The sequence below is a fragment of the Variovorax sp. genome (assembly GCF_035634955.1).
Taxonomy (GTDB): domain Bacteria; phylum Pseudomonadota; class Gammaproteobacteria; order Burkholderiales; family Burkholderiaceae_C; genus Variovorax.
The window spans coordinates 104,730-129,944 of record NZ_DASQBZ010000033.1; the positions used below are offsets into that span (position 1 = coordinate 104,730).

Genomic DNA, 25,215 nt, shown 5'->3' on the forward strand with positions numbered 1-25,215 from the left:
GGCTACATCGTCGGGGCGATGGCTTCGGCGTAGTCGTAGAGCTGCGAAAGAATGCCCTCGGCGCGCTCATCGCCCTCGGCCTGCTCGGCCAGTTCGTCGATCTGCGCGAAGTACGCATCGACGTTGCGGGCCCCGCCCTCGCCTTCGAGCAGTCGGGCGGCGCGATGCGCCTCCCAACGCTCGGCATCCTCAGGCGCAAGCGTGTCCGGGAAGTTGCGCGCGCGATAGCGAAACAGCAGTTCCTCCAGGCGGCCATCGTCGAAGCCGGTACGCGCCGCCGCCAGCTCCGCAGGCGACAGCGCACGCAGCTGCTCGAGTCGCCGCCGGTCGGCGTCGCCGACGAAGCCGCCGTACAGGTCCTCGTCGACATCCGTCGCCGGCTGGCGCGGCCGCTCGAACACGGCGGGCCAGATGGCGCTCATGTCCGGCAGGCCGGCCGCGCGTTCGGCATGGCGCAGGGCCTGCGGCAGGTCAAGCTTCCAGCGCTCGGCCATCGCCGGCGTGAGTGTGCGCAGATTGCCCACGACCATCGGCGACTTGTTCAGGTGGATGCTCTTGATGGGCAGCCGCAGCACGCCTTCGGGCAGGTCGGCCGTGCGGGTGAACAGGCGCTGGCGGATCGTGTCGACGTCCAGCATGGGCAGTTCGGCCGGGTCGTGGGTCAGGTCCCAGGCCAGCAGTTCGTTGCGATTGGTCGGGTGGCTGGCCAGCGGCCACATCACCGCCAGGCAGCCGCGCTCGGCCGGGAACATGCCCGAGACGTGCAGGAACGGCTTCGCGCTGCCGGGCGACGTGGGCAGCCCCAGCTCGGAGGCGACCCGATCCTTGCGGCGCAGCGCCAGGGCGAAATCGAACAGGCGCGGCTGGCGCTGCCGGATCAGGCGCGCCAGGGCAATCGTGGCGCGCACGTCCGACAGGGCATCGTGGGCGGCCTCGTGCACGAGCCCGTTGGCGCGGGTGAGCTCCTCGAGCTTGAAGCTGGTGCTGCCGTCCTCGCGCACGGGCCACTCGATGCCTTCCGGGCGCAGGGCGTGCGTCAGCCGCACGACGTCCAGCAGGTCCCAGCGGCCACAGTCGTTGCGCCATTCGCGCGAATACGGGTCGATGAGATTGCGCCAGAAAAGGAAGCGCGTCACCTCGTCGTCGAAGCGGATCGTGTTGTAGCCCACGCCGATGGTGCCCGGTTGCGCGAGTTCGCGCTCGATGCGCGCGGCGAATTCATTCTCGGGCACGCCGCGCTCCAGGCAGGTCTGCGGCGTGATGCCGGTGAGCAGGCACGAGCCGGGATCGGGCAGGTAGTCGGGCGCCGGGCGGCAATAGAGCATCAGCGGCTCGCCGATCTCGTTGAGCTCGGCATCGGTGCGGATGCCGGCAAACTGGGCTGGGCGGTCGCGGCGCGGCACCACGCCGAAGGTTTCGTAGTCGTGCCAGAAGAAGGTTTGGGCGGGCATGCGAGTTGGATAGGTCGGGAACACCGGCGGCTTGCCGCGCGGCGCGGGATGGCGCAATGCTCCGCCGAGCATAGCCGCATGCGCGCCGCCGGCCGCGAGCGCGGGCGCGCGGCAAGCGCCACGCCCGTGCCAGCGTGCTCAAAGCAGTGGGGAGAAAAGCCGCGCCAGCGAATCGCCCAGCCGTTGCCAGAAGGGCCGCTTGCGCAGCGCACGCACCAGTGCGGCGTTGTGCAGGTCGGTCTCGAACTGAGCACCCAGCGGGGATGCCAGCGCCGGCCCGTAGACCACCGCCATCACCTCGAAGTTGAGCCTGAAGCTTCGATTGTCGAAGTTGGCGGTGCCGATCATGGCGCAGTCGTCGTCGACCACCAGGGTCTTGGAATGCAGCATGCGCGCCTCGTACTCCCACACCTTCACGCCGGCGGCCTGCAGTTCGTCGAAGTACGAGCGTGCCGCGGCGCTCACCACCAGCGAATCGCTGCGGCGCGGCACCAGCAGGCGCACGTCAACGCCACGCAAGGCCGCGCTGGTCAGAGCCATCAAGGCCGGCTCACCCGGCACGAAATATGGCGTGGTGAGCCAGGCGCGCGTGGTCGCGGCATGGATCGCCGCCACGTGCATGCGGTGGATGGCCTCCTGTGGACTGTCGGGACCGCTGGTGACGATCTGCACCGCGATGTCGCCGGCCTCCACCCGCGGCATCAGGTGCGGCAGGTCGTGGTCGATGTCCGGCGCCAGATCGCCGGTGGCATACGTCCAGTCCTCCAGGAATGTCGTCTGCAGCCAGCGCACCACGCCGCCCTCGAGCTTCAGGTGCACGTCGTGATAGGCGTCGCCGCGTGTGCGCAGGTCCTCCTCGTCGGTGATGTTCACGCCGCCGGTGAAGCCGACGTGGCCGTCGCACACCACGATCTTGCGGTGCGTGCGGTAGTTGATGACCGGACGCATGCGCCGGCCGATGCGCGTCTCGTGGAACAGCGCGATCTCGACGCCGGCCTCGCGCAGCGGTGCGAGAAAGGATTTGCCAACTCGCTTGGAGCCCAGCGAATCGATCAGCAGCCGAACCGCCACGCCAGCGCGGGCGCGCTCGGCCAGCAGATCCCGCAGCTGCGTGCCAATGAGATCTGGCTCGACGATGTAGTACTCCAGATGCACGTGGTGACGCGCCTGCCGGATCGCCTCGAAGATCGCATCGAAGGTCTGCGCCCCGCCGACCAGCAGTTCGATTGCGGTGGCGCTCGAGACCGGCAGGCCACAGGCCCCGCTGCCCAGGGCCGCCAGCTGGCGCAGCGCCGGCGGCGCCTGTGCCGCAGCCTCGCGCAGGCGCGCCACATCCGCCGGTGCGTGCGCACTGGCCCGGCTGCGCAGCCGCCTCAGACGCTGCTTGACCAGCCGCTGCGGGCCCAGGAAGTAGTAGATGAAAAACCCGGCAATGGGCAGGAGCGCCAGCGACAGGATCCAGCTCAGCGTGGACACCGGCGCGCGCCGCTGCATCACGATCCAGATCACGAGCACGGCGATGTAGGCGCTCCAGCCGACGGACAGCGCGGTCTTCCAGTAGAGACTCGTGAAGGCGTGTATGTCGTGCAGGTTCAAGGCGGCTAACGTCGGCGTCGCGGTGCGCTGGCCAGCGCGCGGGCAAAGAAAAAGGCCGGTGGCGATGCTACCGGCCTTTTGATGATGCCCGGCCGCCCGTCGGGCGAACCGGCGGCGGCTGGCGGGTCGCTCAGCCCGCGGCGGCTTCCTCGGCCTCGGGCCGGGACTTGCCTTCCTTCTTGGGCAGCGGCGTGATGTCGAGCACGACCTCGTCCTTGTCGTCCAGGTCGACTTCGAGCCGTCCACCCTCGGTCAGGCGTCCGAACAGCAGCTCGTCGGCCAGGGCGCGGCGGATCGTGTCCTGGATCAGGCGCTGCATCGGGCGCGCACCCATCAGCGGATCGAAGCCCTTCTTGGCCAAGTGCTTGCGCAGCTTGTCGGTGAACGTGACCTCGACCTTCTTTTCGGCCAGTTGCGTCTCGAGCTGCAGCAGGAACTTGTCCACCACGCGCAGGATGATCTGCTCGTCCAGCGGCTTGAAGCTCACGGTCGCGTCCAGACGGTTGCGGAACTCGGGCGTGAACAGGCGCTTGATGTCGGCCATCTCGTCACCCGCCTGGCGCGGGTTGGTGAAGCCGATGGTGGCCTTGTTCATGGTCTCGGCACCCGCGTTCGTCGTCATGATGATGATGACGTTGCGGAAGTCGGCCTTGCGTCCGTTGTTGTCCGTCAGCGTGCCGTGGTCCATGACCTGCAGCAGCACGTTGAAGATGTCCGGGTGCGCCTTCTCGATCTCGTCGAGCAGCAGCACCGCATGCGGCTTCTTGGTGACGGCCTCGGTCAGCAGGCCGCCCTGGTCGAATCCGACATAGCCCGGAGGCGCGCCGATCAGCCGGCTGACCGCATGGCGCTCCATGTACTCGGACATGTCGAAGCGGATCAGGTCGACGCCCATGATGAAGGCCAGTTGCTTGGCCGCCTCGGTCTTGCCCACGCCGGTGGGGCCGGAGAACAGGTAGGAACCGATCGGCTTGTCCGGCTTGCCCAGACCCGAACGCGCCATCTTGACGGCCGAGGACAGCACCTCGAGCGCCTTGTCCTGGCCGAACACCACGCTCTTGAGATCGCGCTCGAGCGTCTGCAGCTTGCTGCGGTCGTCGTTGCTCACGTTCGCGGGCGGGATGCGCGCGATCTTGGCGACGATCTCCTCGACCTCGCTCTTGCCGATGGTCTTCTTGCGCTTGGACGCAATCAGGATGCGCTGGGCCGCACCGGCCTCGTCGATCACGTCGATGGCCTTGTCAGGCAGGTGGCGGTCGTTGATGTACTTGGCCGACAGCTCGGCCGCAGCCTGCAGCGCAGCGGTGGCGTACTTGACGCTGTGATGCTCCTCGAACCGGCTCTTGAGGCCCTTGAGGATCTCGATCGTCTCGGCCACGGTGGGCTCGACCACGTCGACCTTCTGGAAGCGACGGGACAGCGCCGCGTCCTTCTCGAAGATGCCGCGGTACTCGGTGAAGGTGGTCGCGCCGATGCACTTGAGCTGGCCGCTCGAGAGCGCCGGCTTGAGCAGGTTGGACGCGTCCAGCGTACCGCCGGAGGCCGCACCGGCGCCGATCAACGTGTGGATCTCGTCGATGAACAGGATGGCATTGGGCTTGTCCTTGAGCGACTTGAGCACGCCCTTGAGCCGCTGCTCGAAATCGCCGCGGTACTTGGTGCCGGCCAGCAGCGCGCCCATGTCGAGCGAATAGACGCTCGACTCGGCCAGGATCTCGGGCACGTCGCCCTGCGTGATGCGCCAGGCCAGGCCTTCGGCGATGGCGGTCTTGCCCACGCCGGCCTCGCCCACCAGCAGCGGGTTGTTCTTGCGGCGGCGGCACAGGATCTGGATGACGCGCTCGACCTCGTACTCGCGGCCGATCAGCGGATCGATCTTGCCGTCCTTGGCCAGCTGGTTCAGGTTCTGGGTGAACTGCTCGAGCGGGGAGGCCTTCTCGTTCTTCTCGGCCGCGCCCTCTTCGCCTTCGGCACCGCCAGCCTCGTTGTTCTTGGCCGGCTCGGGCGGGTCGCTCTTCTTGATGCCGTGCGCAATGAAGTTGACCACGTCCAGGCGCGTGACGCCCTGCTGGTGCAGGTAGTAGACGGCGTGCGAGTCCTTCTCGCCGAAGATCGCCACCAGCACGTTGGCGCCGGTGACCTCCTTCTTGCCGTTGCCGGTGGACTGCACGTGCATGATGGCGCGCTGGATCACGCGCTGGAAACCCAGGGTGGGCTGGGTGTCGACGTCGTCGGTACCGGCCACCTGGGGCGTGTTGTCCTTGATGAAATTGGTCAGCGACGCGCGCAGATCATCGATGTTGGCCGAGCAGGCGCGCAGCACCTCTGCGGCGCTGGGGTTGTCCAGCAGCGCCAGCAGCAGGTGTTCCACGGTGATGAACTCGTGCCGCTGTTGCCTGGCCTCCACGAAGGCCATGTGCAAGCTGACTTCCAGTTCCTGGGCAATCATGTGATTTCCTTTTTGCCTTGCTGTGTGAATACGGGCTAGATGGGATTGGAGTGACCGTTATTCAACCGGTTCACTCACGCATTGGAGAGGGTGGCCGGCCTGGTGGGCCGCCTCCATCACTTGATTGACCTTCGTGGCAGCCATGTCCCTCGAATACACCCCACAGACGCCGCGGCCGTCGAGGTGGATCTTGAGCATGATCTGCGTTGCCGTTTCGCGGTCCTTGTTGAAAAACTGCTGGATGACGACGACGACGAATTCCATGGGGGTGTAATCGTCGTTGAGCATCACCACCTGGTACATCTGGGGCGGCGCGGTCTTCTGTGGCCGCCGCTCCAGGACCACGGAGTCACCGTCGTCCCGCGCCGGCTTGACGGCCGGCGGTTTGGGAGGAACGGAGGGGATTCGGGTAGCCATGAAAATCATTCTATCGAGCACGCATGGGGCGTGCCTACCCGGTTGGAATTGGTGGCTGTCCGCCGACAATTCAAGTGTGCGATTGTGAACGGCACTGTGGCGCGGCCGCTGAATCCGGCCGGCGACAAGGCCGGGAAAAGGGCATCCGGCGAGGATGGGCATTCGACCCGGGCAGATGGCAAGGACGCCTGGGCGCCCTCACCGCGGCCGCGCTTGCAGGGCCACCATGAAAAAGGCCCCGCATCGCGGGGCCCTGGATCGATGTGGCAACGTCACCCGGCAAGTCGCAGCCGGGTGCCGCGCGATCACATGTTGTCGATCATCACCTGGCCGAAGCCGGAGCAGCTGACCTGGGTCGCACCGTCCATCAGGCGGGCGAAGTCGTAGGTGACCTTCTTGCTCGCGATGGACTTCTCCATGGAGCTGATGATCAGGTCGGCCGCCTCTTTCCAGCCCATGTGCCGCAGCATCATCTCGGCCGACAGGATCTCGGAGCCCGGGTTGACGTAGTCCTTGCCGGCGTACTTGGGGGCCGTGCCATGGGTGGCTTCGAACATCGCGACGGTGTCGCTCATGTTGGCGCCCGGGGCGATGCCGATGCCGCCGACCTGCGCAGCCAGGGCGTCAGAGACGTAGTCGCCGTTCAGGTTGAGCGTGGCGATGACCGAGTACTCGGCCGGGCGAAGCAGGATCTGCTGCAGGAAGGCATCGGCGATGCTGTCCTTGATGGTGATTTCCTTGCCCGTCTTCGGGTTCTTGATCTTCATCCAGGGGCCGCCGTCGATCAGTTCGCCGCCGAATTCCTTGGCTGCCAGGCCATAGGCCCAGTCACGGAAGCCACCTTCGGTGAACTTCATGATGTTGCCCTTGTGCACGATGGTCACGCTGGGCTTGTCGTTGTCGAGGGCGTACTGGATCGCCTTGCGGACCAGGCGCTCGGTGCCTTCGCGCGACACCGGCTTGACGCCGATACCCGAGGTGTTGGGGAAGCGGATCTTCTTGACGCCGAATTCGTCCTGGAGGATCTTGATCAGCTTCTTGGCCTTCTCGCTCTCGGCCTCGAACTCGATGCCGGCGTAGATGTCTTCCGAGTTCTCGCGGAAGATCACCATGTTGGTCTTGTGCGGCTCCTTGACGGGGCTGGGCACGCCGTCGAAGTACTGCACCGGGCGCAGGCACACGTACAGGTCGAGTTCCTGGCGCAGGGCCACGTTCAGGGAGCGGATGCCGCCGCCCACCGGGGTGGTCAGCGGGCCCTTGATCGACACCACGTAGTCGCGCACGGCGGCCAGGGTTTCTTCGGGCAGCCAGACGTCGGGGCCGTACACCTTGGTCGACTTCTCGCCGGCGAAGACCTCCATCCAGTGGATCTTGCGCTTGCCGCCGTAGGCCTTGGCCACGGCCGCGTCCACCACCTTCAGCATCACGGGCGTGATGTCCATGCCGGTGCCGTCGCCCTCGATGAACGGGATGATGGGCTGGTCAGGCACATTGAGGGAGTTGTCGGCGTTGACGGTGATCTTCTGGCCTTCGGTCGGGACCTTGATGTGCTGGTAGGCGGACATGAGGGGGTTGGCTCCGGGGTAAATGAAAACGCCGACGCGCAAAGACAGGCGTCGACGGGCTCAATGCAGGTTGAGCCCCGGAATTCTAGAGCAACAGTGAAAGACGGCGCTGAAAGACGGCGCTGAAAGACGGCGCTGTCAACCAATGGGAACCCTGGGACGTCTGCGACGTTGTAAGCTGCCGCCGCGCCATTGCCGCTTCTTCGGCCGCCGTGCCGGCGGCTCCACCGTCCATATTTTCAAGACATGATCCGATTGACCCGCCTGCCGCGCCGCATCGCCTTGCTTCTCCTGTGTCTCGCTCCGGTCGCCGCGCTCGCGCAAGCGCAGGGCGAGCCGCAGTCCGGCCTGCCGAGGGTGCATCTGTCCGCCGGCATGTACCAGATCGAGGCGCAGGTGGCCGCCACGCCGACACAGCGCGAGATCGGCCTGATGTTCCGCAAGGAGATGCCGCAGCAGGAAGGCATGCTCTTCGTATTCGAGCAGGCGGCGCCGCAGTGCTTCTGGATGAAGAACACGCTGCTGCCCCTGACGGCGGCCTTCATTGCCGAGGACGGCCGCATCGTCAACCTGGCCGACATGCAGCCGCAGACGACCGACAACCACTGCTCGTCGGAGCCGGTGCGCTTCGTGCTGGAGATGAACCAAGGCTGGTTCGAGCGCAAGAACATCAAGGCGGGCAGCCGGCTCGGCGGCTCGCCCTTCTCCGCTACACGCTGAACGCCGCCGGCGCGGCGCGCTCCCAATGAAAAAAAACCGGTCGCAAGGACCGGTTTTTCGTTGGAACGGGCGCCGCTCAGCCGAAGTTCTTCGCAGCGAAATCCCAGTTTGCCAGCTTGGCCAGGAAGGTCTCGACGAACTTGGGACGCAGGTTGCGATAGTCGATGTAGTACGCGTGTTCCCACACGTCGATGGTCAGCAGCGCGGTGTCTGCCGTGGTCAGCGGCGTGCCGGCGGGGCCGGTGTTGACGATGTCGACGCTGCCGTCCGGCTTCTTGACCAGCCAGGTCCAGCCGGAGCCGAAGTTTCCGACGGCCGACTTGGTGAACGCTTCCTTGAAGGCGTCGAAACTGCCCCACTTGGCATCGATGGCCTTGGCCAGCGCGCCGCTCGGCGCACCGCCGCCCTGCGGCTTCATGCAGTTCCAGAAGAAGGTGTGGTTCCAGATCTGGGCCGCGTTGTTGTAGATGCCGCCGCTGGACTTCTTGATGATTTCCTCCAGGGGCATGTTCTCGAACTCGGTGCCCTTCTGCAGGTTGTTCAAGTTCACGACGTAGGCATTGTGGTGCTTGCCGTAGTGGTACTCCATCGTTTCCTTGGAGTACTCGGGCGCCAGGGCGTCGAGGGCGTAGGGAAGCGCAGGCAGAACGTGTTCCATGATTTCTTGCTCGTGGGTGGTTGATGAAACTGGTGAACAGCCCATTCTAGAAACTATTCAGGCGACCCGTTTGTCGGACCGCTGCGCGTTCGCCGCGTGTCCAGCACTTTCATGCGGGCCTGGCCATCGGCCAGCCGGGCGTTGATTTCGGCGCCGGGCTCGAGCTGCTCGATGCTGCCCAAGGCATGGCCGCGGTCGTCTGCCAGCCAGGCATAGCCGCGCTGCAGCACGAGGCTTGGATCCAGCAGTTGCAGCCGGGTGGCGGCATGAGCCAGTGCGTTGTCGCGCTGCGCCAGAGTCTGCGCCAGCGCGCGCGGCAGGCGCTGCTGCAATTGGCGCTGGGCCTCGGCACCACGCACCAGCCGCGCCAGTGCCGCGTGATGAAGGCGCTGCGCCAGGTGGGCGCAGCCCAGCTGCTGGCGCGCCACGATGCCCGACGGCCGGCCCATTCGCGCAGAAGCCCGGTCCAGGCGCTGCGCCAGCGCGTCGAGCCGGCTCGTCACCGCGTCTTCGAGGCGGCCTTCGAGCAGTTCGAGCGCGCCCAGCCAGGTGTCGCGCGAGGCGCTCACCAGCTCTGCCGCAGCCGTGGGCGTGGGGGCGCGGAGATCGGCGCAGAAGTCGGCGATGGTGAAGTCCGTCTCGTGGCCGACGCCGCAGATGACCGGCACCGGGCTTTGCACGATCACATGCGCCAGTTGCTCGTCGTTGAAGGCCCACAAGTCCTCGATGGAGCCGCCGCCGCGAACCAGCAGGATCACGTCCGGCGCAGGGTCGCGCAGCGCGTAGAGCGACCGCAATGCGCGCGCCAGTTCGGCCGGCGCGGCCGCGCCCTGCACTTGCGCCGGCGCCAGCACCACAGGAATGTGCGGCACGCGGCGGCGCAAGGCGGTGGCCACGTCGTGCAATGCCGCCGCACCGGTCGACGTGACCAGGCCGATGGCGCGTGGCAGCACCGGCAACGGGCGCTTGCGTTCGTTGTCGAACAGGCCCAGCGCCTCCAGCCGCGCCTTGCGCTGAAGGAATTGCTCGAACAAGGCGCCCTGCCCGGCGCGCGTGAGGCTTTCGACGACGAGTTGCAGATCGCCACGCGGCTCGTAGACCGCCAGGCGCCCCCGCGCCTCGACCTGGTCGCCCTCGCGAGGCGAGAAATCCAGCAGCGATGCCGAACGCCGGAACATCGCGCACCGCAGCTGGCCTGCGTCGTCCTTCAGCCCGAAATAGCAGTGACCGCTGGCTGCACGGGAGAAACCGCTGATCTCACCGCGCACCGTCACCGGGTTGAACCGCGCGTCCAGCGTATCGGCCACGGCGCGGCAAAGCGCACCCACGGCCCACACACGGGCGCCGGGAGAGGAAAAGTTATGTTCGATCACCAGGCATGTATCCGCTGCGATGCACTCGTCCACAACGCGGCAAGCCACGATCGGCCGCGACGCGACCACCACGGAAGGCCAATGTTGTGGTGCAAGTGATTGATTTCATTGGGCAATGCCCTGCTCATTTTTCGTTCGCCCCGGCGCAACCGCGCAACCATGCGGGCCGCCGGGGTCGGAGGGGCCGGTTAATCACAAAGTTATCAACAGAAAGTGTGGGCCGAATCCGACATGCTCCGACAGGGTTTGCACGCTGCTCGCGCGGTGGATAATCGACGCGCATTTGCATTCTTTTACAGGGACCGGAGGTCTTTTGTTCTCGATCATAGTTGCCGCGGGCTGGCCGATCTGGCCCCTGCTTGCCTGTTCCGTCATTGCTCTGGCGCTGGTCATCGAGCGCTTCACGTCTCTCAAGATCTCGCGGGTGCTGCCGCCGAAACTCCTGGACGAGGCCATCAGCGTCTCGCGCGACTCCGTGCCGGCGCCTGACGTGGTGAACAAGCTCGAGCGCAACTCGTCGCTGGGCGAAGTCCTGGCCTCGGGCTTCCGGGCGCTCAATGCCAACCCGGCCTCCACGGACGACGACATCCGTGCCGCGATGGAGGCGAGCGGCCGCAAGGTGGCGCACAAGCTCGAGCGCTACCTGGCGGCTCTGGCAACGATAGCCTCGGCCGCGCCGCTGCTGGGCCTGCTGGGCACGGTGATCGGCATGATCGAGATCTTCGGTTCGCAGTCGCCCGGCTCCGGTGCAGTCGGGTCGGGCAATCCGGCGCAACTGGCGCACGGCATCTCGATCGCGCTCTACAACACAGCCTTCGGCCTGATGGTGGCGATTCCCACGCTCATCTTCTGGCGCTACTTCCGCAGCAGGGTGGACGAATACCTGCTCAATCTCGAACTGGCGAGCGAGCGCTTCGCCCGCCACCTGAACATGCTGCGAGGCTGAGCGGGCCGTGAAACGCAAGAGCTCGCTGGATTTCCGCCAAGGTTCGCGCGACGAGCCGGAGATCAACCTGATCCCCTTCATCGACGTGCTGCTGGTGATCCTGATCTTCCTGATGCTGTCGACCACCTACAGCAAGTTCACCGAGATGCAGTTGCGCCTGCCGGTCGCCAATGCCGACGCGCAGCGGGACTATCCGAAGGAGATCATCGTCTCGGTGGCCGCGGACGGCCGCTACATGATCAACAAGACGCCCCTGCAAGATCGCAGCGTCGAAGCCGTGGCCGCCGCGCTGAGCGCCGCCGCCGGCCCGGCCAAGGACAACGTGGTCATCATCAGCGCCGATGCCAGCAGCACCCATCAGGCCGTGATCACCGTGATGGAAGGCGCCCGCCGCGCCGGGCTGCTGCAGATCACGTTCGCGACGCAAACGGCCGCCCAGGCAGGGCAATAGCCTTGGACCTGCAGCGGGCCTGGCTCCAGCGCGGCGCGACGGCGCGGCTGTTGTGGCCCGTGTCCCTGCTGTTCGGATCGCTGGCCGCCCTGCGCCGCACCGCCTATCGCACCGGTTTGCTGCGCAGCTGGCGCGCGCCCCGCCCCGTCCTGGTGGTCGGCAACGTCGTCGCCGGTGGCGCCGGCAAGACCCCCACCACCATCGCCGTGGTCCGGCACCTCCAGGAGCGCGGCATCGGCGTCGGCGTCATCTCGCGTGGCCATGGCCGCCGGACCCGGGACTGCCGCGAGGTACTGGCGGACAGCTCGCCCACGGACGTCGGCGACGAACCCCTGCTGATCCAACACGCCACCGGCGCGCCGGTGTTCGTCGCGAGGCAGCGGATCGATGCTGCGCGCGCCCTGGCCGCACGTCATCCGCAAGTGAGCTGGCTGGTCTGCGACGACGGGCTGCAACACCTGGCCCTGGCGCGCGACCTGGAGCTGTGCGTTTTCGACGACCGCGGCACCGGCAACGGCTGGCTCCTGCCCGCGGGCCCCTTGCGCGAGCCCTGGCCGCGGCGCTGCGACCTGGTGCTGCACACTGGGGCGCGGCCGGCGTTCACCGGCTTTCGGGGCAGGCGCAGCCTGGCCGACGCCGCTCGCGGGCGGGACGGCTCGACCGTGCCACTGGCCGACCTGGCTGGCCGGCGGCTGGCGGCGGTGGCCGGCATCGCGCGGCCGCAGGGCTTCTTCGACATGCTGGCGGCGCGCGGCCTCGTCCTGGAGCGCACGGTCGCGCTGCCGGATCACGACGATTTCTCCAGCTGGCAATCGCTGGCCGGCGCCGGCCTGACCGTCCTGTGTACCGAGAAAGACGCCGCCAAGATCTGGCCGCGCGAACCCGGCGCGCTGGCCGTCCCGCTGCTCTTCGAACCCGAGCCGGCGTTCTTCGCGGCGCTCGATGCGAAGCTATCATCGGCCGATGGATAGCAAGCTTCTCGAATTGCTCGTGTGCCCCGTGACCAAGGGCCCTCTCACCTGGCATCCCGCCGGGCAGGAGCTGTGGTCGCGCAGCGCGCGCCTGGCCTACCCCGTGCGCGACGGCATCCCGGTCCTGCTCGAGGTCGAGGCACGCGTCCTGACCGACGAAGAACTCGGCCTCTGAGCGCACCTGAGATGAACGCGGCCCGCGGCTTCACGGTCCTCATTCCGGCCCGGCTGGCGTCGACGCGCCTGCCCGACAAGCCGCTGGCGGACATTGCCGGCCTGCCCATGGTGGTGCACGTCGCGCGGCGCGCCGGGCAATCGGGCGCGGCCCGCGTGGTGGTGGCTGCAGACGACGCGCGCATCGTCGACGCCTGCGCGGCCCATGGTGTCGAGGCGCTCCTGACGCGCAAGGACCATCCCAGCGGCAGCGACCGCCTCGCCGAAGCCTGCGTGCAGCTGGGCTTGCCGGACGAGGCGCTCGTGGTCAACGTCCAGGGCGACGAGCCCCTGATCCAGGCCGACCTGATCGATGCCGTGGCCTGCACGCTGGCCGAACGCCCAGAGGCCGAGATGAGCACTGCCGTGCACGCCATCGACAGCCTGGAGGAATTCCTCAACCCCAACGTCGTCAAGGCCGTGCTGGACGCGCGCGGCATGGCGCTGTACTTCAGCCGCGCCCCGATTCCCTGGTGGCGCGACGGGCACCTGCCCGGTGGCGGCTTCAGCGCGCTGCCGTCGCCGGCGCCCTGGCGCCACATCGGCATCTACGGCTACCGGGCCGGCTTCGTGAGGAGTTTCCCGTCCCTGCCGCCCGCGCCGATCGAAACCGGCGAGGCGCTCGAGCAGTTGCGTGCCTTGTGGCATGGACATCGGATCGCGGTGCACCAGAGCGCGCATGCGCCCGGTCCGGGCGTGGACACGCCAGCCGATCTGGAGCGCGTCCGCCGCCTGTTCGAGGGCTGAGCAGGCCCGGGCGGCGGGGTGATCGCCCGGCTGCACATGCTATCCTCGCGACGCCCCCGGACCGCATCCATCCAAGCAACCACGCGCCGGCGCGACGCACAAAATACAAATCCTCCGAGGACGAAATGAGACTGATTCTGCTGGGCGCCCCCGGGGCCGGAAAAGGCACGCAAGCGACCTTCATCTGCAAGAAATACGGCATTCCCCAGATCTCTACAGGAGACATGCTGCGCGCCGCCGTCAAGGCGGGCACCCCTCTGGGGCTGCAGGCCAAGGCCGTGATGGAAGCCGGCCAGCTGGTGAGCGACGACCTCATCATCAATCTCGTGAAAGAGCGCATCTCCCAGCCGGACTGCGGAGGCGGCTTTCTGTTCGACGGCTTCCCGCGGACCATTCCGCAGGCCGATGCCATGAAGGCGGCCGGCGTCAGGCTCGACTACGTGCTCGAAATCGACGTCCCGTTCGACGACATCATCGAGCGCATGAGCGGGCGCCGCTCGCATGCGCCTTCGGGCCGCACCTATCACGTCAAGTTCAACCCGCCCAAGGTCGAAGGCCAGGACGACGTCACCGGCGAGGCGCTGATCCAGCGTGAGGACGACAAGGAAGAGACGGTGCGCAAGCGGCTGGAGGTCTACAGCCAGCAGACCCGTCCGCTGGTCGACTACTACGCCGCCTGGGCCAAGGCCGAACCGGACGCCGCGCCCAAGTACCGCAAGATCAGCGGCACCGGCCCGGTCGATCAGATCACGCAGCGGGCGCTGGAGGCCCTCTCCGCCTGAGGCTCGCCGTCCGCGCCCGGATGCGCTGAGGGCCGAACCCGTGCTCAGGCCGGGCTCGAACGCAATCCGTACGTCCGGTCGGCAACGAAAAGGTACTCCACCCGCATGACGGGGTCCCCGGCCTCGCCCTGTGCGGTGTAGCCCACGGCCGAGATCACTTCGCCAGGCTTGATGGGCGCGACCTTCCAGGCTTCCATACGCGACAACGGAGCGAGCTCAAGGGTCCATTGACGGTCGCTGCGCTTGGGCGCCGCCGCCTTGGCCACCAAGGCCGGGCCATCCACCTTTGCCGTCTGCGCCGGCAGGCTGCGTTGCAGCAGCGACGCCGGCACCTTCAGGTCGGTCGGGACCTCGATCACCAGCTCCGCATGCGGGTTCTGCCACTGCGACTTGATGACGCGGCCCTCCAGGTAGATCGGATGCCCCTGGTCGAAACCGCTCCATCCATGATGGGCCCAGGCCCGGGGAGCCAGCAGCGGCAGCGAAGCCGATGTGGCCAGAAGGAACAGGCGTCGTTTCATGGTCGATTCCTCTTTCGTCAATAAGCGATCCAGCGACCGCAGAAGATAACCGCAAGCCACAGCGCCGTGGAAACGATCATCTGGATGCGCGCAAGGGCATCCAGGCGACGCAGCGATCCGCGCGCGTGAAATGCCGCCGCATTGACGCCGGCGGCCGCGAGCAAGCACATCTTGGTGATGAAAGCGGCGTTGGCCAGCAGCTCCTGCGGCTGGGTCGCGAACATCAGCGCACCGGTGCAGGCTGCCAGGCCGAACCCACCGAGCGCAAGGCCGAGCGACAGCCGCGCGAGAGCCTGCACCGGCAGCGCAGGCGCCCGCCCGAAGACGCGCAGCTCCAGCGCCACCAGGTTGCCCACGAGCAAGGCGATGCCCACCACGTGCAGGGCCTCGAGCGCCGGATAGGCCCAAGTGCTCGTCTGCAGGGCACTGAACATCCCGGTCAGGCGGCAGAGTCCGCCAGCAGTTCCAGCATGAGCGCCACGCGCGCCTTCGCCGGCCCAAGAGCATCTGCCGAGGGCAGCGCATCGCCCGGCCTGGGCAGGATGCGGCCTTGCAGGCACCGCGTAGCGCGCAGCACCGCCACGCCCGCCGCCTGGGCCCTGAGCGCAGCGGCTTCCAATTCGTGATGCAGCGTGCCGTTGCCGGTGGCGCCCAATACCAGGCCCTGGATCGGGCGCGCGGTGCCAGGCGCCTGGCGCTCGCGCAGGAGCAGATCGACCAGCGCGCCGCTGGCGCCGGCATGGCTGAACACGATCTCGACGCGCGGCAACGCTTGCGCGGCGCCCACGCGCGGCAGGAGCGCACCGTCGGCGGACGCCGGCCAGTCACGCAACCGCCGCACCTGGCCTTCCTCGACATAGGCCAGCGGCCCGGCGTCGCCGGAGTCGAATGCGTCGAGGCGGTAGGTATGGGCCTTTTGCACATCCTGCGCGGCGTGCACGACGCCGGCACACACCACGCTGACACCTCGGGCACCCTCGGCTGCGACCACCGCCAGCGCGTCGCGAAGGTTTCCCGGGCCGTCGGGCGACAGCGACGTGGAAGGTCGCATGGCGCACGTCAGCACCACCGGCTTGGCCCGGGCAGGCAGCACCCGCTGCAGAAAGCATGCGGTTTCTTCCAGCGTGTCCGTGCCGTGCGTGATGACCACGCCCCGCACCTGCGGGTCCGCCAGCCAATGCGCACAGCGCAGCGCCAACTGCCGCCAGACCGGAAAGTCCATGTCCTTGCTGTCGACCTGCGCCACCTGCTCGACCTCGAGCACATGCCCGGCGGGGGCCTCGATGCCCGCCAGAAGCTCGCCGACGCCCACCTGGGCTGCCACGTAGCCGACGTTGTCGGCGCGGGTGGCGGCGCGCCCGGCAATCGTGCCGCCGGTACCCAGGATGACGATGCGCCCACGCGACAGTTCAAGCCCTTCTTCAGCCATGCTTGCCAAACCCATGAAACTGTTTAAAAATACAGGTACTGGATGAAACACCAGCTCACTGCCCCAGGAGTCTAGCCGCCATGCTCAAAGCGTCTTTCGCCGTCAAGCTTACTGCCCGCCAGCAGCAGATTCTGGACCTGATCCAGGCCGCCATCGCCCGTACCGGCGCCCCGCCAACGCGGGCTGAGATTGCCGGCGAACTGGGCTTCAAGTCAGCCAACGCGGCCGAGGAGCACCTGCAGGCCCTGGCCCGCAAGGGCGTCATCGAGCTGGTCAGCGGCACCTCGCGCGGTATCCGCCTCAAGGGCGAGGCACTGCGGGCCCTCAATGCCACCCGCAACAGCCAGTTCTCGCTTCCCCTGCCCGGCCTGGCGCAACTGGCGCTGCCGCTGGTGGGCCGCGTCGCCGCGGGCTCACCCATCCTGGCGCAGGAACACGTCGACCAGACGTTCTACGTCGAAAGCAGCCTGTTCCAGCGCCAGCCCGACTACCTGCTCAAGGTTCGCGGCATGTCGATGCGCGACGCCGGCATCATGGACGGCGACCTGCTGGCCGTGCAATCCACTAAGGAGGCGCGCAATGGCCAGATTGTGGTGGCCCGGTTGGGCGACGAGGTCACGGTCAAGCGGCTCAAGCGCACCCACAACGCAGTCGAACTCCATGCCGAGAACCCGGACTACCCCACCATCGTGGTGCAGCCGGGCGAGCCCTTCGAGATCGAGGGCCTGGCGGTAGGGCTGATCCGCAACACGATGCTCATGTAGCACCGCAGGACCGCACCAGGTGGCGGGCGTATGGCGGCAAGGCCATCACCCTGGAGCGGCCCGAAGTCGAAAGCAATCCTGCCTGTGTCCAACCCCTAGCCATCCTTGGAGTTCACATGGGAATCGCGCTTCTCGCCTTCACCGACCTTCTTTCCCCGCTGCAGGCCCTGGCCGGCCGCTGGATTGCGCCGCGCCGCCACGCCCGCGGCGCCGAACTTCGCTACGTGGCCATCCGGCCCAGTTGCCCCACGCGCCCTGCCTCCGTCCCGGGCGCCGACACCGCCGCCATGCGCAAGTCGCGGCCATTGCGCGTCGTGCGCGTGGTCGAGTCGCATGCACGCGCCACGGACGCCGGACGGGTCGTCATTTCCGGACGCATGGCCGACGTCTGCGCCGAACTGGACCGATTGGCCGCACTGGAATCGAACGGCCCGGACGCAGCGGCGCGCCCCGCCCACTGACGCGCGCGCTGGGGCAACGCCGTCCGGGCGTCCGGGAGCAGGCCGCTGCTCCCCCCGGAGGCCGGCCGGGCCGGCGGGGCGGGAGGCAATGGGCGGGCGCAGGGCACAATAGTGGGCCATGAACATTGTGATCCTCGACGACTACCAGGACGCGGTACGCAAGCTGCAGTGCGCAGCCACGCTGGACGCCTACCCCGCCAAGGTCTACACCAACACGGTCAAGGGCATCGGGCAGCTCTCGGTGCGCCTGAAGGACGCCGACGTCATCGTGCTGATTCGCGAACGCACGCAGATCACGCGCCCGCTGATCGAGAAGCTGCCCCGGCTCAAGCTGATTTCGCAGACTGGTCGCGCGGGCTCGCACATCGACATCCAGGCTTGTACCGAGATGGGCGTGGCGGTCGCCGAAGGCACCGGCTCGCCGCAGGCGCCGGCAGAACTGACATGGGCGCTGATCATGGCCGCGATGCGGCGCCTGCCGCAGTACATCAGCAACCTCAAGCATGGCGCATGGCAGCAGTCCGGGCTCAAGTCGGCCTCGATGCCGGCCAACTTCGGCCTGGGCTCCGTGCTCAAGGGCAAGACACTGGGAATCTGGGGCTACGGCCGCATCGGCCAGCTCGTGGCGCGTTACGGGCAGGCCTTCGGCATGCAGGTGGTGGTCTGGGGCAGCGACAACAGTTGCGCCAAGGCACGCTCCGACGGTCTCCAGGTGGCAGCAAGCCGTGAGGCGCTGTTCACCAGCGCGGACGTGCTTTCGCTGCACCTGCGCCTGACCGACGAGACCCGCGGCATCGTGCGTCTGGAAGACCTGGCGCGCATGAAACCCACGGCGCTGTTCGTCAACACCTCGCGCGCCGAACTGGTCGAACAGGATGCATTGCTGGCCGCCCTCAATCGTGGCCGCCCGGGCCTGGCGGCAGTCGACGTGTTCGAGAGCGAGCCGCCGCTGCAGGGTCATGCCCTGCTGCGGCTCGAAAACTGCATCTGTACGCCGCACATCGGCTACGTCGAGCAGGAAAGCTACGAGTCGTACTTCGGGCAGGCTTTCGACAACGTCGCGAATTTCATCCGCGGCAATCCCACGAACATCATCAATCCGGGCGCGCTGCAGGTTCGCCGCTGAAGCCTGCGCCGACAGCTGGCGTCAGCGCTTGATGTGGAACCGGCCCGGCTTGAGCTCGTCGTCGTTCTCCGGGTCGAACGGATTGAAGTCGATGATGTGCGGATCGACTGGCGCCGGAGCCGTCGGCTCGGGCAGGTTCTCGATCGGTGCGCGCAGCGTCTGGAACGCCGTGCGATCGAGGTCGGCCAGGTCTAGGCCGACGGCGGGCATGGTCATCGGGGCCGGACTGCGCCCGCCCTCGGGCAGGTAGGGCATCGGCACCGTCTGATCGTCCCCCTCTTCCCACGGCTGGACCTCCCCCGCGCCCATCGGCTCCGGGGGCGAATGCGCGTGATCTTCCGGGAATGCCGGCGCCGGCTGGGCGTGCGGCGCCGGATGATCGGCGAGGTCGCGCACCACGGCATGGAGAAGCAGCAGTTCCTGGTAGGCCGGCAGGTCGAACACACCCTCCTGCGAGCCGGGATGGCGGAACACCAGTTCTTCGATCAACTCCGAAGTGCCCGGACCGGGCCATAGCGCCACGATGCGATCGAGCACCGGCTTGTAGTCGCCCAGGCCTCTGCCTTGCCGGTCGAATGTGTCAAAGGGCGGCACTTCGGCGTTGAAGCGGTGTTCGAACTCGCGGGCCTGGCGCGCATAGTCGTCCCTGCGGCCGAGGGCGTGCAAGACGCTCAGCAGGTCCAGGTACACCAGCGCGCTGGTGCCGGGATTGGCCGCCACGTGGTCGCGCAGCACGCCGATCGCCTGCTCGTGCTTGCCCAAAGACATGAAGAACTCGGCCTGCTGCTGCACGTCATAGAGTTCCTCCGCGTTGACCGAACGAACCGGCGCCCGATCGACCGCTCCCGTATCCAGGACACCACGGCGCAAGCCCTGTGCCGGTGCACCGGTCTCCTCGGCGTCGAGGATCGCCGCTGCGGACGCGCCATGCTCATCGCCGTCTTCGTCCTCATCGTCCTGCCAATCGCCGCGGCGCGGCAGGCGCCCCGGAATCGCTCCTCGAAAGCGTCGGGGCACCGAATCGCCGTCGCCCTCGCCCTCGATCCACCACTGCGCGTTCCTGGCCCGCCGCAGAGACCGCCACATCAGGAGCAGGATGAGCAGCAGCCCGCCCACGAGCGCCAGCAGGCCGTAGACAAACGGATTCCGGTAGCGGCCCGATTCGGCCTCGGCCAGTTCGCCACGCAACTCAAGCAGCAGGCGCTGGGTCTGCGCCGATTGGACGCGCAGCGTTGCCAGTGCATCTTCCATGTCCTTCATCCGGGCCACTTCCCGCTGCAGGGCGTCGGCATCGGTTCCGGATTGCGCCAACGTCGTGGGCTCTCCAGCGCCAGTGGCGCCGCCCGGCGTCGAGCCAACGACGCCGCCGGTGGACGAGCCTCCCGCCCCCGAAGTCAGCGGCACCGACGTGGAGCCGGCCGCCGGCGCCGCCGCCCCCGGCCGCGTGGCCAGTGCGCCGGCAATCGACGTCGACGGCGTCAGCGGCTCGATCTGCAGGCGCGATTGGCCTTCCACGGCCGTACCGGGCGTCGGTGCCGGTGCCGGTGCCGGTGCCGGTGCCGGTGCCGGCGCCGGCGCCGCTCCCGCAGCGGGCGCGGGGGCTGCCGCTGGCGCCTGCCTTGCCGCAGGCGCCTTTTTCGGCCGAGGCGCGGATTTCGCGACCTGCGGGTCCGCCGGACGACGCACTGGCGGCGCAGCGCTCGCGCGCCGGCGCGTGGCCTCGGCGTTGCGGGCGGATGACGCGCCGGATGCCGCCCGGCGAGTCGCGCTGCGTTGCGTCGGGGCCGGTGCGGCAACCGGCGCGCCCGACCAGGCGTCGGGCGACGCGTCGGCCGTGGCATCGCGCGCCGGGCGCGCAGCCCGCGTCGGCGGTGCCACCACCGCAGGGGTCACCGGCAGGTCAGCCAGCAATGTGTACTGGCGCGTAGACTTGAAAGCGCAGCCTGCGCTGAGCCTGATCGACACGACAGGCTCGACAATGGCGTGTGTCGTGCGCACGTGCACGCGTGGCGTGTCTGGCGTCGGGCCCGGGTCCAGCGACAGCATGACGCGCTTGTCGTCCATCCGGGACTCGCCCTGGCGGACGTCCGCCTCGAGGCACAGGCTTCCTCCCGCATCGCGGCCGTCGAGCGACAGAGGAATGACCACGTCGAGCGGTTGGCCGATCCAGGCAGTGCCTTGAGCAGACCCGATCGACAACGCAAACGAGGGCTGAAATGCCCCAAGCAAGAGAATCGCCGCCGTCTGACGCAGGACTTTCAATTCGACCCGACAGTAATCAAAAGTAAACGTATTCTGACACGCCACCCGATACTTTCCACTGATGTTCCAGGAGACAGGATTTTTGTATGAGCGCAATGTTTAACAAAGTTGGCGTGGTTGGTGTCGGCGCCATGGGCCGCGGCATCGCGCAGATCGCGGCGCAAGCCGGCAGCCAGGTGCTGCTGATGGACACGCAGCCCGGCGCAGCCCGGTCCGCCCTGGAGTCCATCACCGGCCAATGGGTCCGCATGGAAGAAAAGGGCAAGCTCACCGGCACGCAACGGACGGAGCTCGCCGCGCGTCTCCAGGCGGTCGACGGATTGCAGGATCTGTCGGCCTGCGACCTGATCATCGAAGCGGTGGTCGAGGACCTGGCGATCAAGCGCGAACTGTTCGGCGCGCTCGAGGCCGTCGTGCGTCCCGATGCAGCCCTGGCGACCAACACATCGTCGCTGTCGGTGACAGCCATCGGCGCCGCGCTGGCCCGTCCGGAGCGCTTCGCCGGCTATCACTTCTTCAACCCGGTGCCGCTGATGAAGGTGGTGGAGGTGGTCGCGGGGTTTCGCACCGAGCGGGCGCTGTGCGAACGGTTGGCGGCCTATGCCGGCCAGATGGGCCATGCCGCGGTGCAGGCCCAGGACACGCCCGGCTTCATCGTCAACCACGCGGGCCGCGGCTACGGCACCGAAGCGCTGCGCATCGTCGGCGAAGGCGTTGCCGATTTCGCGACGGTGGACCGCATCCTGAAGGACCAGGCCGGTTTTCGCCTGGGCCCGTTCGAACTGCTCGACCTCACCGCCGTCGACGTCTCGCATCCGGTGATGGAATCGATCTACCGCCAGTACTACGAGGAGCCGCGCTTTCGGCCGAGCGTGATCACTGCGCAGCGTGTGGCGGCCGGCGTCTATGGCCGCAAGACCGGCGAGGGCTTCTACCGATACGTCGACGGCGTGGCGCAAGTGCCTGACGAACCGCCTGCGCCGCAGGTGGGCACGGTGCCGCCGGTATGGGTCTCGCCTCGCGCCGCGCGGCGCGCCGAACTGCTGCGGCTGGTGCACGAACTGGGCGCCACCATCGAAACCGGGGCCGCACCGTCGTCCGCGGCGCTGATCCTGGTGGCCCCGCTCGGATTCGACGTGACCACCGTCGCGGCGGTCGACCGGCTCGACGCGAGCCGGACGGTGGGCATCGACATGCTGGTCGACGATGCCGCGACCAGGCGCCGCGTCCTGGCGGGCAACCCTGCCACCCGGCGCGACATGCGCGAAGCCGCGCACGCCCTCTTCGCCCGCGACGGCAAGAAGGTCAGCGTGATCCGCGATTCGGGTGGCTTCGTCACTCAGCGCGTGATCGCCACGATCGTGAACATTGCCGCCGACATGTGCCAGCAACGCATCTGCACGCCGGCAGACCTGGAGACCGCAGTACGCCTGGGCCTGGGCTATCCGCAGGGCCCGCTGTCCATGGGCGACGCCTTCGGTCCGACCAACATGCTCGAGGTGCTGTTCAACCTCCAGACCGTCTACGGCGATCCGCGCTACCGCCCCAGTCCCTGGCTGCGGCGCCGCGGCGCCCTCGGACTGAGCCTCAAGCACGAAGAAGATTGAACCCTTCGAACTCACCACTCCACGCATGACCGCACAACTCAAGAGCAGTTCCGAAGGCGCCACCATGGTGCTTCGGATCTCCAACCCCGAACAACGCAATGCACTGGGGCCGGAGATCTACGCAGCCGGTGTCGAAACCCTCAACCGCGCCAGTGCCAGCGCCGAGGTTCGCAGCGTGGTGCTGGCGGGCGAAGGCCGCTGGTTCTGCGCCGGCGGCTCGCTGCAGCGGCTGCAGGCCAACCGGGCGCGCGAGCCCGAATTCCAGGCAGAGAGCATCGAAGGGCTGCACAACTGGATCGAGGCGATGCGCGCTTTTCCCAAGCCCATCGTCGCCGCCGTGGAGGGCGCCGCCGCAGGCGCCGGCTTCTCGTTGGCCCTGGCCTGCGACTTCATCGTCGCCGCCCGCGACGCGGTGTTTGCCGCCTCGTACAGCAACATCGCGCTGTCGCCGGACGGCGGCATGACATGGCAGCTGGCGCGCAGTCTCCCGCGTCAGATCGTTTCCGAATGGGTGATGCTCGGCGAGCGCATAGCAGCCGACCGCCTGCACGCGCTGGGCGTGGTCAACCACCTGTCCGACAGCGGGCATGCGCTGTCGGACGCCCTGGCCATTGCTGCCCGCTTGAACGAAAGGGCCCCCAACGCACTGGCCAGCGCCAAGGAACTGCTGAGCGAAGGCTCGCATGCCACGTTGAGCGAGCATCTGAACGCGGAGCGCGATCATTTCGTGCGCAACCTGCATCACCCCAACGCCGGCGTCGGCATCGCCGCGTTCCTGGCCAAGGAAAAGCCCCAGTACCGCTGACGTCGTGCGGTCGCTTGCGCGACCGCGTCTCAGCATTCAGTCGCCGACAGGACAGAACATGGAAGACCCCATTCTTAATATCGAGGAACGCGAGGCGATCAACAGTGGTCGCTGGTTCGGCTCCCTCTCCCCTTCCCTGCGCCACGACATTCTTCGATGCGCCTTCGTCAAACGCTACAAGGACGGCGACCTGATCGCGGCCCGCGGCGATCCGCCGGAACAATGGATCGCCTGCGCCAAGGGCGCCGTGCGCGTCAGCTCGACGGCGGTATCGGGCAAGCAGGTCACGCTGACCTATGTCGAACCGGGCATCTGGTTCGGCGACGTGGCGATGTTCGACGGCGACCGGCGCACGCACGACGCCTATGCGCACGGCGATACCACCATCCTGTGCGTGGCCCGGGCCGACTTCCAGAAGATCCTCGCCGCGCACGTCGAGCTGTACGAAGCGCTCATGCGGCTGCAGGCACGCCGCATCAGGCAGCTTTTCGGCCTGGTGGAGGACCTCAACACGCTGCCCTTGCGCGCGCGGCTGGCCAAGCAACTGATCCACCTCGTTCGCAGCTATGGCGTGCCCAACCTCGCCGATGGCTCGCAGACCCGCATCGGCCTGCACCTGGCGCAGGAGGAACTCGCGCAGTTGCTCGGCGCCTCGCGGCAGCGCGTCAACCAGGAACTCAAGGCGATGGAGCGCGAGGACGCCATCCGGGTGGAGTCCGGCGGGCTGGTGGTGCTCGATCGCGCGGCGCTCATGCGCATCTCCGAATCCGATCAATAGGCCGATTCACGGCAAGGCAGACATGACCCAGCAGGACTTCAACAACTTCGTCGGCACGCGCCCCGTTTCCGCCCAGCACGCATTCGACGTGCAGGCCTTGTCGGACTGGCTGTCGCGCAACCTTGACGGCTTCGAAGGCCCGCTCACGGTGGAAATGTTCAAGGGCGGGCAGTCCAACCCCACGTACAAGCTGGTCACGCCGGGCCGCAGCTACGTCATGCGCGCCAAGCCCGGCCCGGTCGCCAAGCTGCTGCCGTCGGCACACGCCGTCGAGCGCGAATACAAGGTGATGAGCGGCCTGGCCGGCACCGACGTGCCTGTGCCGCGCATGTATGTCCTGTGCGAGGACGAAGCCGTGATCGGCCGCGCCTTCTACGTGATGGAGTTCATGAGCGGCCGCGTGCTGTGGGACCAGTCCCTGCCGGGCATGGCCAACGCCGAGCGCGCGGCGCTGTACGACGAGATGAACCGCGTCATCGCGGCGCTGCACACGGTCGACGTTGCTGCACGCGGGCTGTCCGGCTACGGCAAGCCGGGCAACTACTTCGAGCGCCAGATCGGTCGGTGGAGCAAGCAATACGTGGCCTCGGTCACCGAGCCCATCGCCGAGATGGACAAGCTGATGGAATGGCTGCCTGCGCACATCCCCGCCAGCGGACGCAACGAGAACCTGGTGAGCGTCGTCCACGGCGACTTCCGCCTGGACAACCTGATGTTCCATCCCACCGAGCCGCGCGCCATCGCCGTGCTGGACTGGGAGTTGTCCACCCTGGGCCATCCGCTGGCGGACTTCAGCTACCACTGCATGTCCTGGCACATCCCCCCCGGTTCTTTCCGCGGACTCGGTGGCGTGGACGTCAAGAGCCTGGGCATCCCGACCGAGAGCGAATACATCCGTCGCTACTGCGAGCGCACCGGCATCACCACGCCCGAAGCGCTGGCGCCTGACTGGAATTTCTACCTCGCCTACAACATGTTCCGCATCGCCGCGATCCTGCAAGGGATCGCCTGGCGCGCCCAGCAAGGCACCGCATCGAGCGAGCAGGCCGTGGCTTCCGGCCGCGGCGCGCGGCCGATGGCGGAGATGGCCTGGCATTTCGCCCGCCAGGCCTGAACGCGCCGG

At 67.6% G+C, this 25,215-nt stretch carries 25 protein-coding genes; 14 read left to right on the top strand and 11 right to left on the bottom strand.

The annotated features are described in order from the left end of the window. Window positions 1–2 precede the first annotated feature (2 nt). The 5 genes from sbcB to icd all read right to left on the bottom strand — a co-directional run bounded on the left by sbcB (window position 3) and on the right by icd (window position 7,478). Window positions 3–1,451, bottom strand: a complete 1,449-nt coding sequence (sbcB, locus tag VES41_RS23160) for an exodeoxyribonuclease I (protein WP_324821970.1) — start codon at window positions 1,449–1,451, stop codon at window positions 3–5. A 138-nt stretch (window positions 1,452–1,589) separates the two neighbouring features. Continuing rightward, entirely contained in the window at window positions 1,590–3,041 is a 1,452-nt protein-coding gene (cls, locus tag VES41_RS23165) for a cardiolipin synthase (RefSeq protein WP_324822554.1), read from the bottom strand. 136 nt (window positions 3,042–3,177) lie between these two features. Next, a complete protein-coding gene (clpA, locus tag VES41_RS23170) occupies window positions 3,178–5,496 on the bottom strand; it encodes an ATP-dependent Clp protease ATP-binding subunit ClpA (protein WP_324821972.1) in 2,319 nt (772 codons plus the stop codon). A 57-nt stretch (window positions 5,497–5,553) separates the two neighbouring features. Continuing rightward, a complete protein-coding gene (gene clpS, locus VES41_RS23175) occupies window positions 5,554–5,913 on the bottom strand; it encodes an ATP-dependent Clp protease adapter ClpS (RefSeq protein WP_324821974.1) in 360 nt (119 codons plus the stop codon). A 305-nt stretch (window positions 5,914–6,218) separates the two neighbouring features. Continuing rightward, window positions 6,219–7,478 (bottom strand): NADP-dependent isocitrate dehydrogenase, encoded by a 1,260-nt coding sequence (gene icd / locus VES41_RS23180; RefSeq protein ID WP_324821976.1) that lies wholly within the window; start codon window positions 7,476–7,478, stop codon window positions 6,219–6,221. A gap of 246 nt (window positions 7,479–7,724) precedes the next feature. Here icd and VES41_RS23185 point away from each other — a divergent pair, with 246 nt between their 5' ends. Continuing rightward, on the top strand, window positions 7,725–8,198 hold the full coding sequence (locus VES41_RS23185; protein ID WP_324821978.1) for a DUF192 domain-containing protein: 474 nt from the start codon (window positions 7,725–7,727) through the stop codon (window positions 8,196–8,198). Window positions 8,199–8,274: 76 nt separating this feature from the next. On the opposite strand, the gene VES41_RS23190 is transcribed toward VES41_RS23185, so the two are convergent. Both VES41_RS23190 and xseA read right to left on the bottom strand, forming a co-directional pair. Next, a complete protein-coding gene (locus VES41_RS23190) occupies window positions 8,275–8,856 on the bottom strand; it encodes a superoxide dismutase (protein ID WP_324821980.1) in 582 nt (193 codons plus the stop codon). A gap of 53 nt (window positions 8,857–8,909) precedes the next feature. After that, on the bottom strand, window positions 8,910–10,232 hold the full coding sequence (gene xseA / locus VES41_RS23195) for an exodeoxyribonuclease VII large subunit (protein ID WP_414719236.1): 1,323 nt from the start codon (window positions 10,230–10,232) through the stop codon (window positions 8,910–8,912). Window positions 10,233–10,542: 310 nt separating this feature from the next. Between xseA and VES41_RS23200 the strand changes: the two genes are divergently transcribed. From VES41_RS23200 to adk, 6 genes are all read left to right on the top strand, one after another. Next, complete coding sequence (locus VES41_RS23200) at window positions 10,543–11,175, top strand: MotA/TolQ/ExbB proton channel family protein (RefSeq protein ID WP_324821985.1); 633 nt, start codon at window positions 10,543–10,545, stop codon at window positions 11,173–11,175. 7 nt (window positions 11,176–11,182) lie between these two features. Continuing rightward, window positions 11,183–11,626 carry an ExbD/TolR family protein gene (locus VES41_RS23205; RefSeq protein ID WP_414719225.1) on the top strand — a complete coding sequence of 148 codons (444 nt, stop codon included), beginning with the start codon at window positions 11,183–11,185 and terminating at the stop codon, window positions 11,624–11,626. Beyond that, window positions 11,623–12,597 carry a tetraacyldisaccharide 4'-kinase gene (lpxK, locus tag VES41_RS23210; protein ID WP_324822560.1) on the top strand — a complete coding sequence of 325 codons (975 nt, stop codon included), beginning with the start codon at window positions 11,623–11,625 and terminating at the stop codon, window positions 12,595–12,597. Before VES41_RS23205 ends, lpxK begins: the two co-directional genes overlap by 4 nt. Further along, on the top strand, window positions 12,590–12,772 hold the full coding sequence (locus tag VES41_RS23215; RefSeq protein WP_324821987.1) for a Trm112 family protein: 183 nt from the start codon (window positions 12,590–12,592) through the stop codon (window positions 12,770–12,772). The genes lpxK and VES41_RS23215 overlap by 8 nt, the downstream gene beginning before the upstream one ends. An 11-nt stretch (window positions 12,773–12,783) precedes the next feature. Further along, window positions 12,784–13,557: a 3-deoxy-manno-octulosonate cytidylyltransferase gene (gene kdsB / locus VES41_RS23220; RefSeq protein ID WP_324821989.1), complete on the top strand. Its 774-nt coding sequence runs from the start codon at window positions 12,784–12,786 to the stop codon at window positions 13,555–13,557. Window positions 13,558–13,682: 125 nt separating this feature from the next. Then, window positions 13,683–14,339, top strand: coding sequence for an adenylate kinase (gene adk / locus VES41_RS23225; protein ID WP_324821991.1), 657 nt, complete (start codon window positions 13,683–13,685; stop codon window positions 14,337–14,339). Between the two features lie 44 nt (window positions 14,340–14,383). On the opposite strand, the gene VES41_RS23230 is transcribed toward adk, so the two are convergent. From VES41_RS23230 to VES41_RS23240, 3 genes are read right to left on the bottom strand one after another with little or no spacing between them, the layout of a single operon-like run. Then, on the bottom strand, window positions 14,384–14,860 hold the full coding sequence (locus tag VES41_RS23230) for a DUF6152 family protein (protein ID WP_324821993.1): 477 nt from the start codon (window positions 14,858–14,860) through the stop codon (window positions 14,384–14,386). A gap of 17 nt (window positions 14,861–14,877) precedes the next feature. Then, a complete protein-coding gene (locus VES41_RS23235) occupies window positions 14,878–15,294 on the bottom strand; it encodes a hypothetical protein (RefSeq protein WP_324821995.1) in 417 nt (138 codons plus the stop codon). 5 nt (window positions 15,295–15,299) lie between these two features. Then, entirely contained in the window at window positions 15,300–16,289 is a 990-nt protein-coding gene (locus VES41_RS23240) for an asparaginase (protein ID WP_324821997.1), read from the bottom strand. Between the two features lie 80 nt (window positions 16,290–16,369). On the opposite strand from VES41_RS23240, the gene lexA reads away from it, so the two are divergent. The 3 genes from lexA (at window position 16,370) to VES41_RS23255 (ending at window position 18,640) form a co-directional block, all read left to right on the top strand. Continuing rightward, complete coding sequence (gene lexA / locus VES41_RS23245; RefSeq protein ID WP_324821999.1) at window positions 16,370–17,053, top strand: transcriptional repressor LexA; 684 nt, start codon at window positions 16,370–16,372, stop codon at window positions 17,051–17,053. Window positions 17,054–17,169: 116 nt separating this feature from the next. After that, window positions 17,170–17,514 (top strand): hypothetical protein, encoded by a 345-nt coding sequence (locus VES41_RS23250; RefSeq protein ID WP_324822001.1) that lies wholly within the window; start codon window positions 17,170–17,172, stop codon window positions 17,512–17,514. Between the two features lie 118 nt (window positions 17,515–17,632). Continuing rightward, window positions 17,633–18,640, top strand: coding sequence for a D-2-hydroxyacid dehydrogenase family protein (locus tag VES41_RS23255; protein WP_324822003.1), 1,008 nt, complete (start codon window positions 17,633–17,635; stop codon window positions 18,638–18,640). 21 nt (window positions 18,641–18,661) lie between these two features. Here VES41_RS23255 and VES41_RS23260 read toward each other — a convergent pair whose 3' ends face one another. Beyond that, window positions 18,662–20,998, bottom strand: a complete 2,337-nt coding sequence (locus VES41_RS23260; RefSeq protein ID WP_324822005.1) for a hypothetical protein — start codon at window positions 20,996–20,998, stop codon at window positions 18,662–18,664. Between VES41_RS23260 and VES41_RS23265 the strand changes: the two genes are divergently transcribed. From VES41_RS23265 to VES41_RS23280, 4 genes are read left to right on the top strand one after another with little or no spacing between them, the layout of a single operon-like run. Further along, window positions 20,989–22,509, top strand: coding sequence for a 3-hydroxyacyl-CoA dehydrogenase (locus VES41_RS23265; protein ID WP_324822007.1), 1,521 nt, complete (start codon window positions 20,989–20,991; stop codon window positions 22,507–22,509). The two genes, VES41_RS23260 and VES41_RS23265, sit on opposite strands and share 10 nt — an antisense overlap. Before the next feature lie 25 nt (window positions 22,510–22,534). Next, window positions 22,535–23,314 (top strand): oxepin-CoA hydrolase, alternative type, encoded by a 780-nt coding sequence (locus VES41_RS23270; protein WP_324822009.1) that lies wholly within the window; start codon window positions 22,535–22,537, stop codon window positions 23,312–23,314. A gap of 58 nt (window positions 23,315–23,372) precedes the next feature. Continuing rightward, window positions 23,373–24,092: a Crp/Fnr family transcriptional regulator gene (locus VES41_RS23275; protein WP_324822011.1), complete on the top strand. Its 720-nt coding sequence runs from the start codon at window positions 23,373–23,375 to the stop codon at window positions 24,090–24,092. Window positions 24,093–24,114: 22 nt separating this feature from the next. Next, entirely contained in the window at window positions 24,115–25,206 is a 1,092-nt protein-coding gene (locus tag VES41_RS23280) for a phosphotransferase (protein WP_324822013.1), read from the top strand. Window positions 25,207–25,215: the final 9 nt, after the last annotated feature.

Coding starts and splice junctions, on each gene's coding strand:
- kdsB (WP_324821989.1), top strand. CDS start 12,784: ATGAACGCGGCCCGCGGCTTCACGGTCCTCATTCCGGCCCGGCTGGCG.
- VES41_RS23230 (WP_324821993.1), bottom strand. CDS start 14,860: ATGAAACGACGCCTGTTCCTTCTGGCCACATCGGCTTCGCTGCCGCTG.
- VES41_RS23270 (WP_324822009.1), top strand. CDS start 22,535: ATGACCGCACAACTCAAGAGCAGTTCCGAAGGCGCCACCATGGTGCTT.
- VES41_RS23215 (WP_324821987.1), top strand. CDS start 12,590: ATGGATAGCAAGCTTCTCGAATTGCTCGTGTGCCCCGTGACCAAGGGC.
- VES41_RS23265 (WP_324822007.1), top strand. CDS start 20,989: ATGAGCGCAATGTTTAACAAAGTTGGCGTGGTTGGTGTCGGCGCCATG.
- VES41_RS23280 (WP_324822013.1), top strand. CDS start 24,115: ATGACCCAGCAGGACTTCAACAACTTCGTCGGCACGCGCCCCGTTTCC.
- icd (WP_324821976.1), bottom strand. CDS start 7,478: ATGTCCGCCTACCAGCACATCAAGGTCCCGACCGAAGGCCAGAAGATC.
- VES41_RS23185 (WP_324821978.1), top strand. CDS start 7,725: ATGATCCGATTGACCCGCCTGCCGCGCCGCATCGCCTTGCTTCTCCTG.
- adk (WP_324821991.1), top strand. CDS start 13,683: ATGAGACTGATTCTGCTGGGCGCCCCCGGGGCCGGAAAAGGCACGCAA.
- VES41_RS23255 (WP_324822003.1), top strand. CDS start 17,633: ATGAACATTGTGATCCTCGACGACTACCAGGACGCGGTACGCAAGCTG.
- VES41_RS23240 (WP_324821997.1), bottom strand. CDS start 16,289: ATGGCTGAAGAAGGGCTTGAACTGTCGCGTGGGCGCATCGTCATCCTG.
- lexA (WP_324821999.1), top strand. CDS start 16,370: ATGCTCAAAGCGTCTTTCGCCGTCAAGCTTACTGCCCGCCAGCAGCAG.
- VES41_RS23250 (WP_324822001.1), top strand. CDS start 17,170: ATGGGAATCGCGCTTCTCGCCTTCACCGACCTTCTTTCCCCGCTGCAG.
- VES41_RS23235 (WP_324821995.1), bottom strand. CDS start 15,294: ATGTTCAGTGCCCTGCAGACGAGCACTTGGGCCTATCCGGCGCTCGAG.
- sbcB (WP_324821970.1), bottom strand. CDS start 1,451: ATGCCCGCCCAAACCTTCTTCTGGCACGACTACGAAACCTTCGGCGTG.
- VES41_RS23275 (WP_324822011.1), top strand. CDS start 23,373: ATGGAAGACCCCATTCTTAATATCGAGGAACGCGAGGCGATCAACAGT.
- clpA (WP_324821972.1), bottom strand. CDS start 5,496: ATGATTGCCCAGGAACTGGAAGTCAGCTTGCACATGGCCTTCGTGGAG.
- clpS (WP_324821974.1), bottom strand. CDS start 5,913: ATGGCTACCCGAATCCCCTCCGTTCCTCCCAAACCGCCGGCCGTCAAG.
- VES41_RS23190 (WP_324821980.1), bottom strand. CDS start 8,856: ATGGAACACGTTCTGCCTGCGCTTCCCTACGCCCTCGACGCCCTGGCG.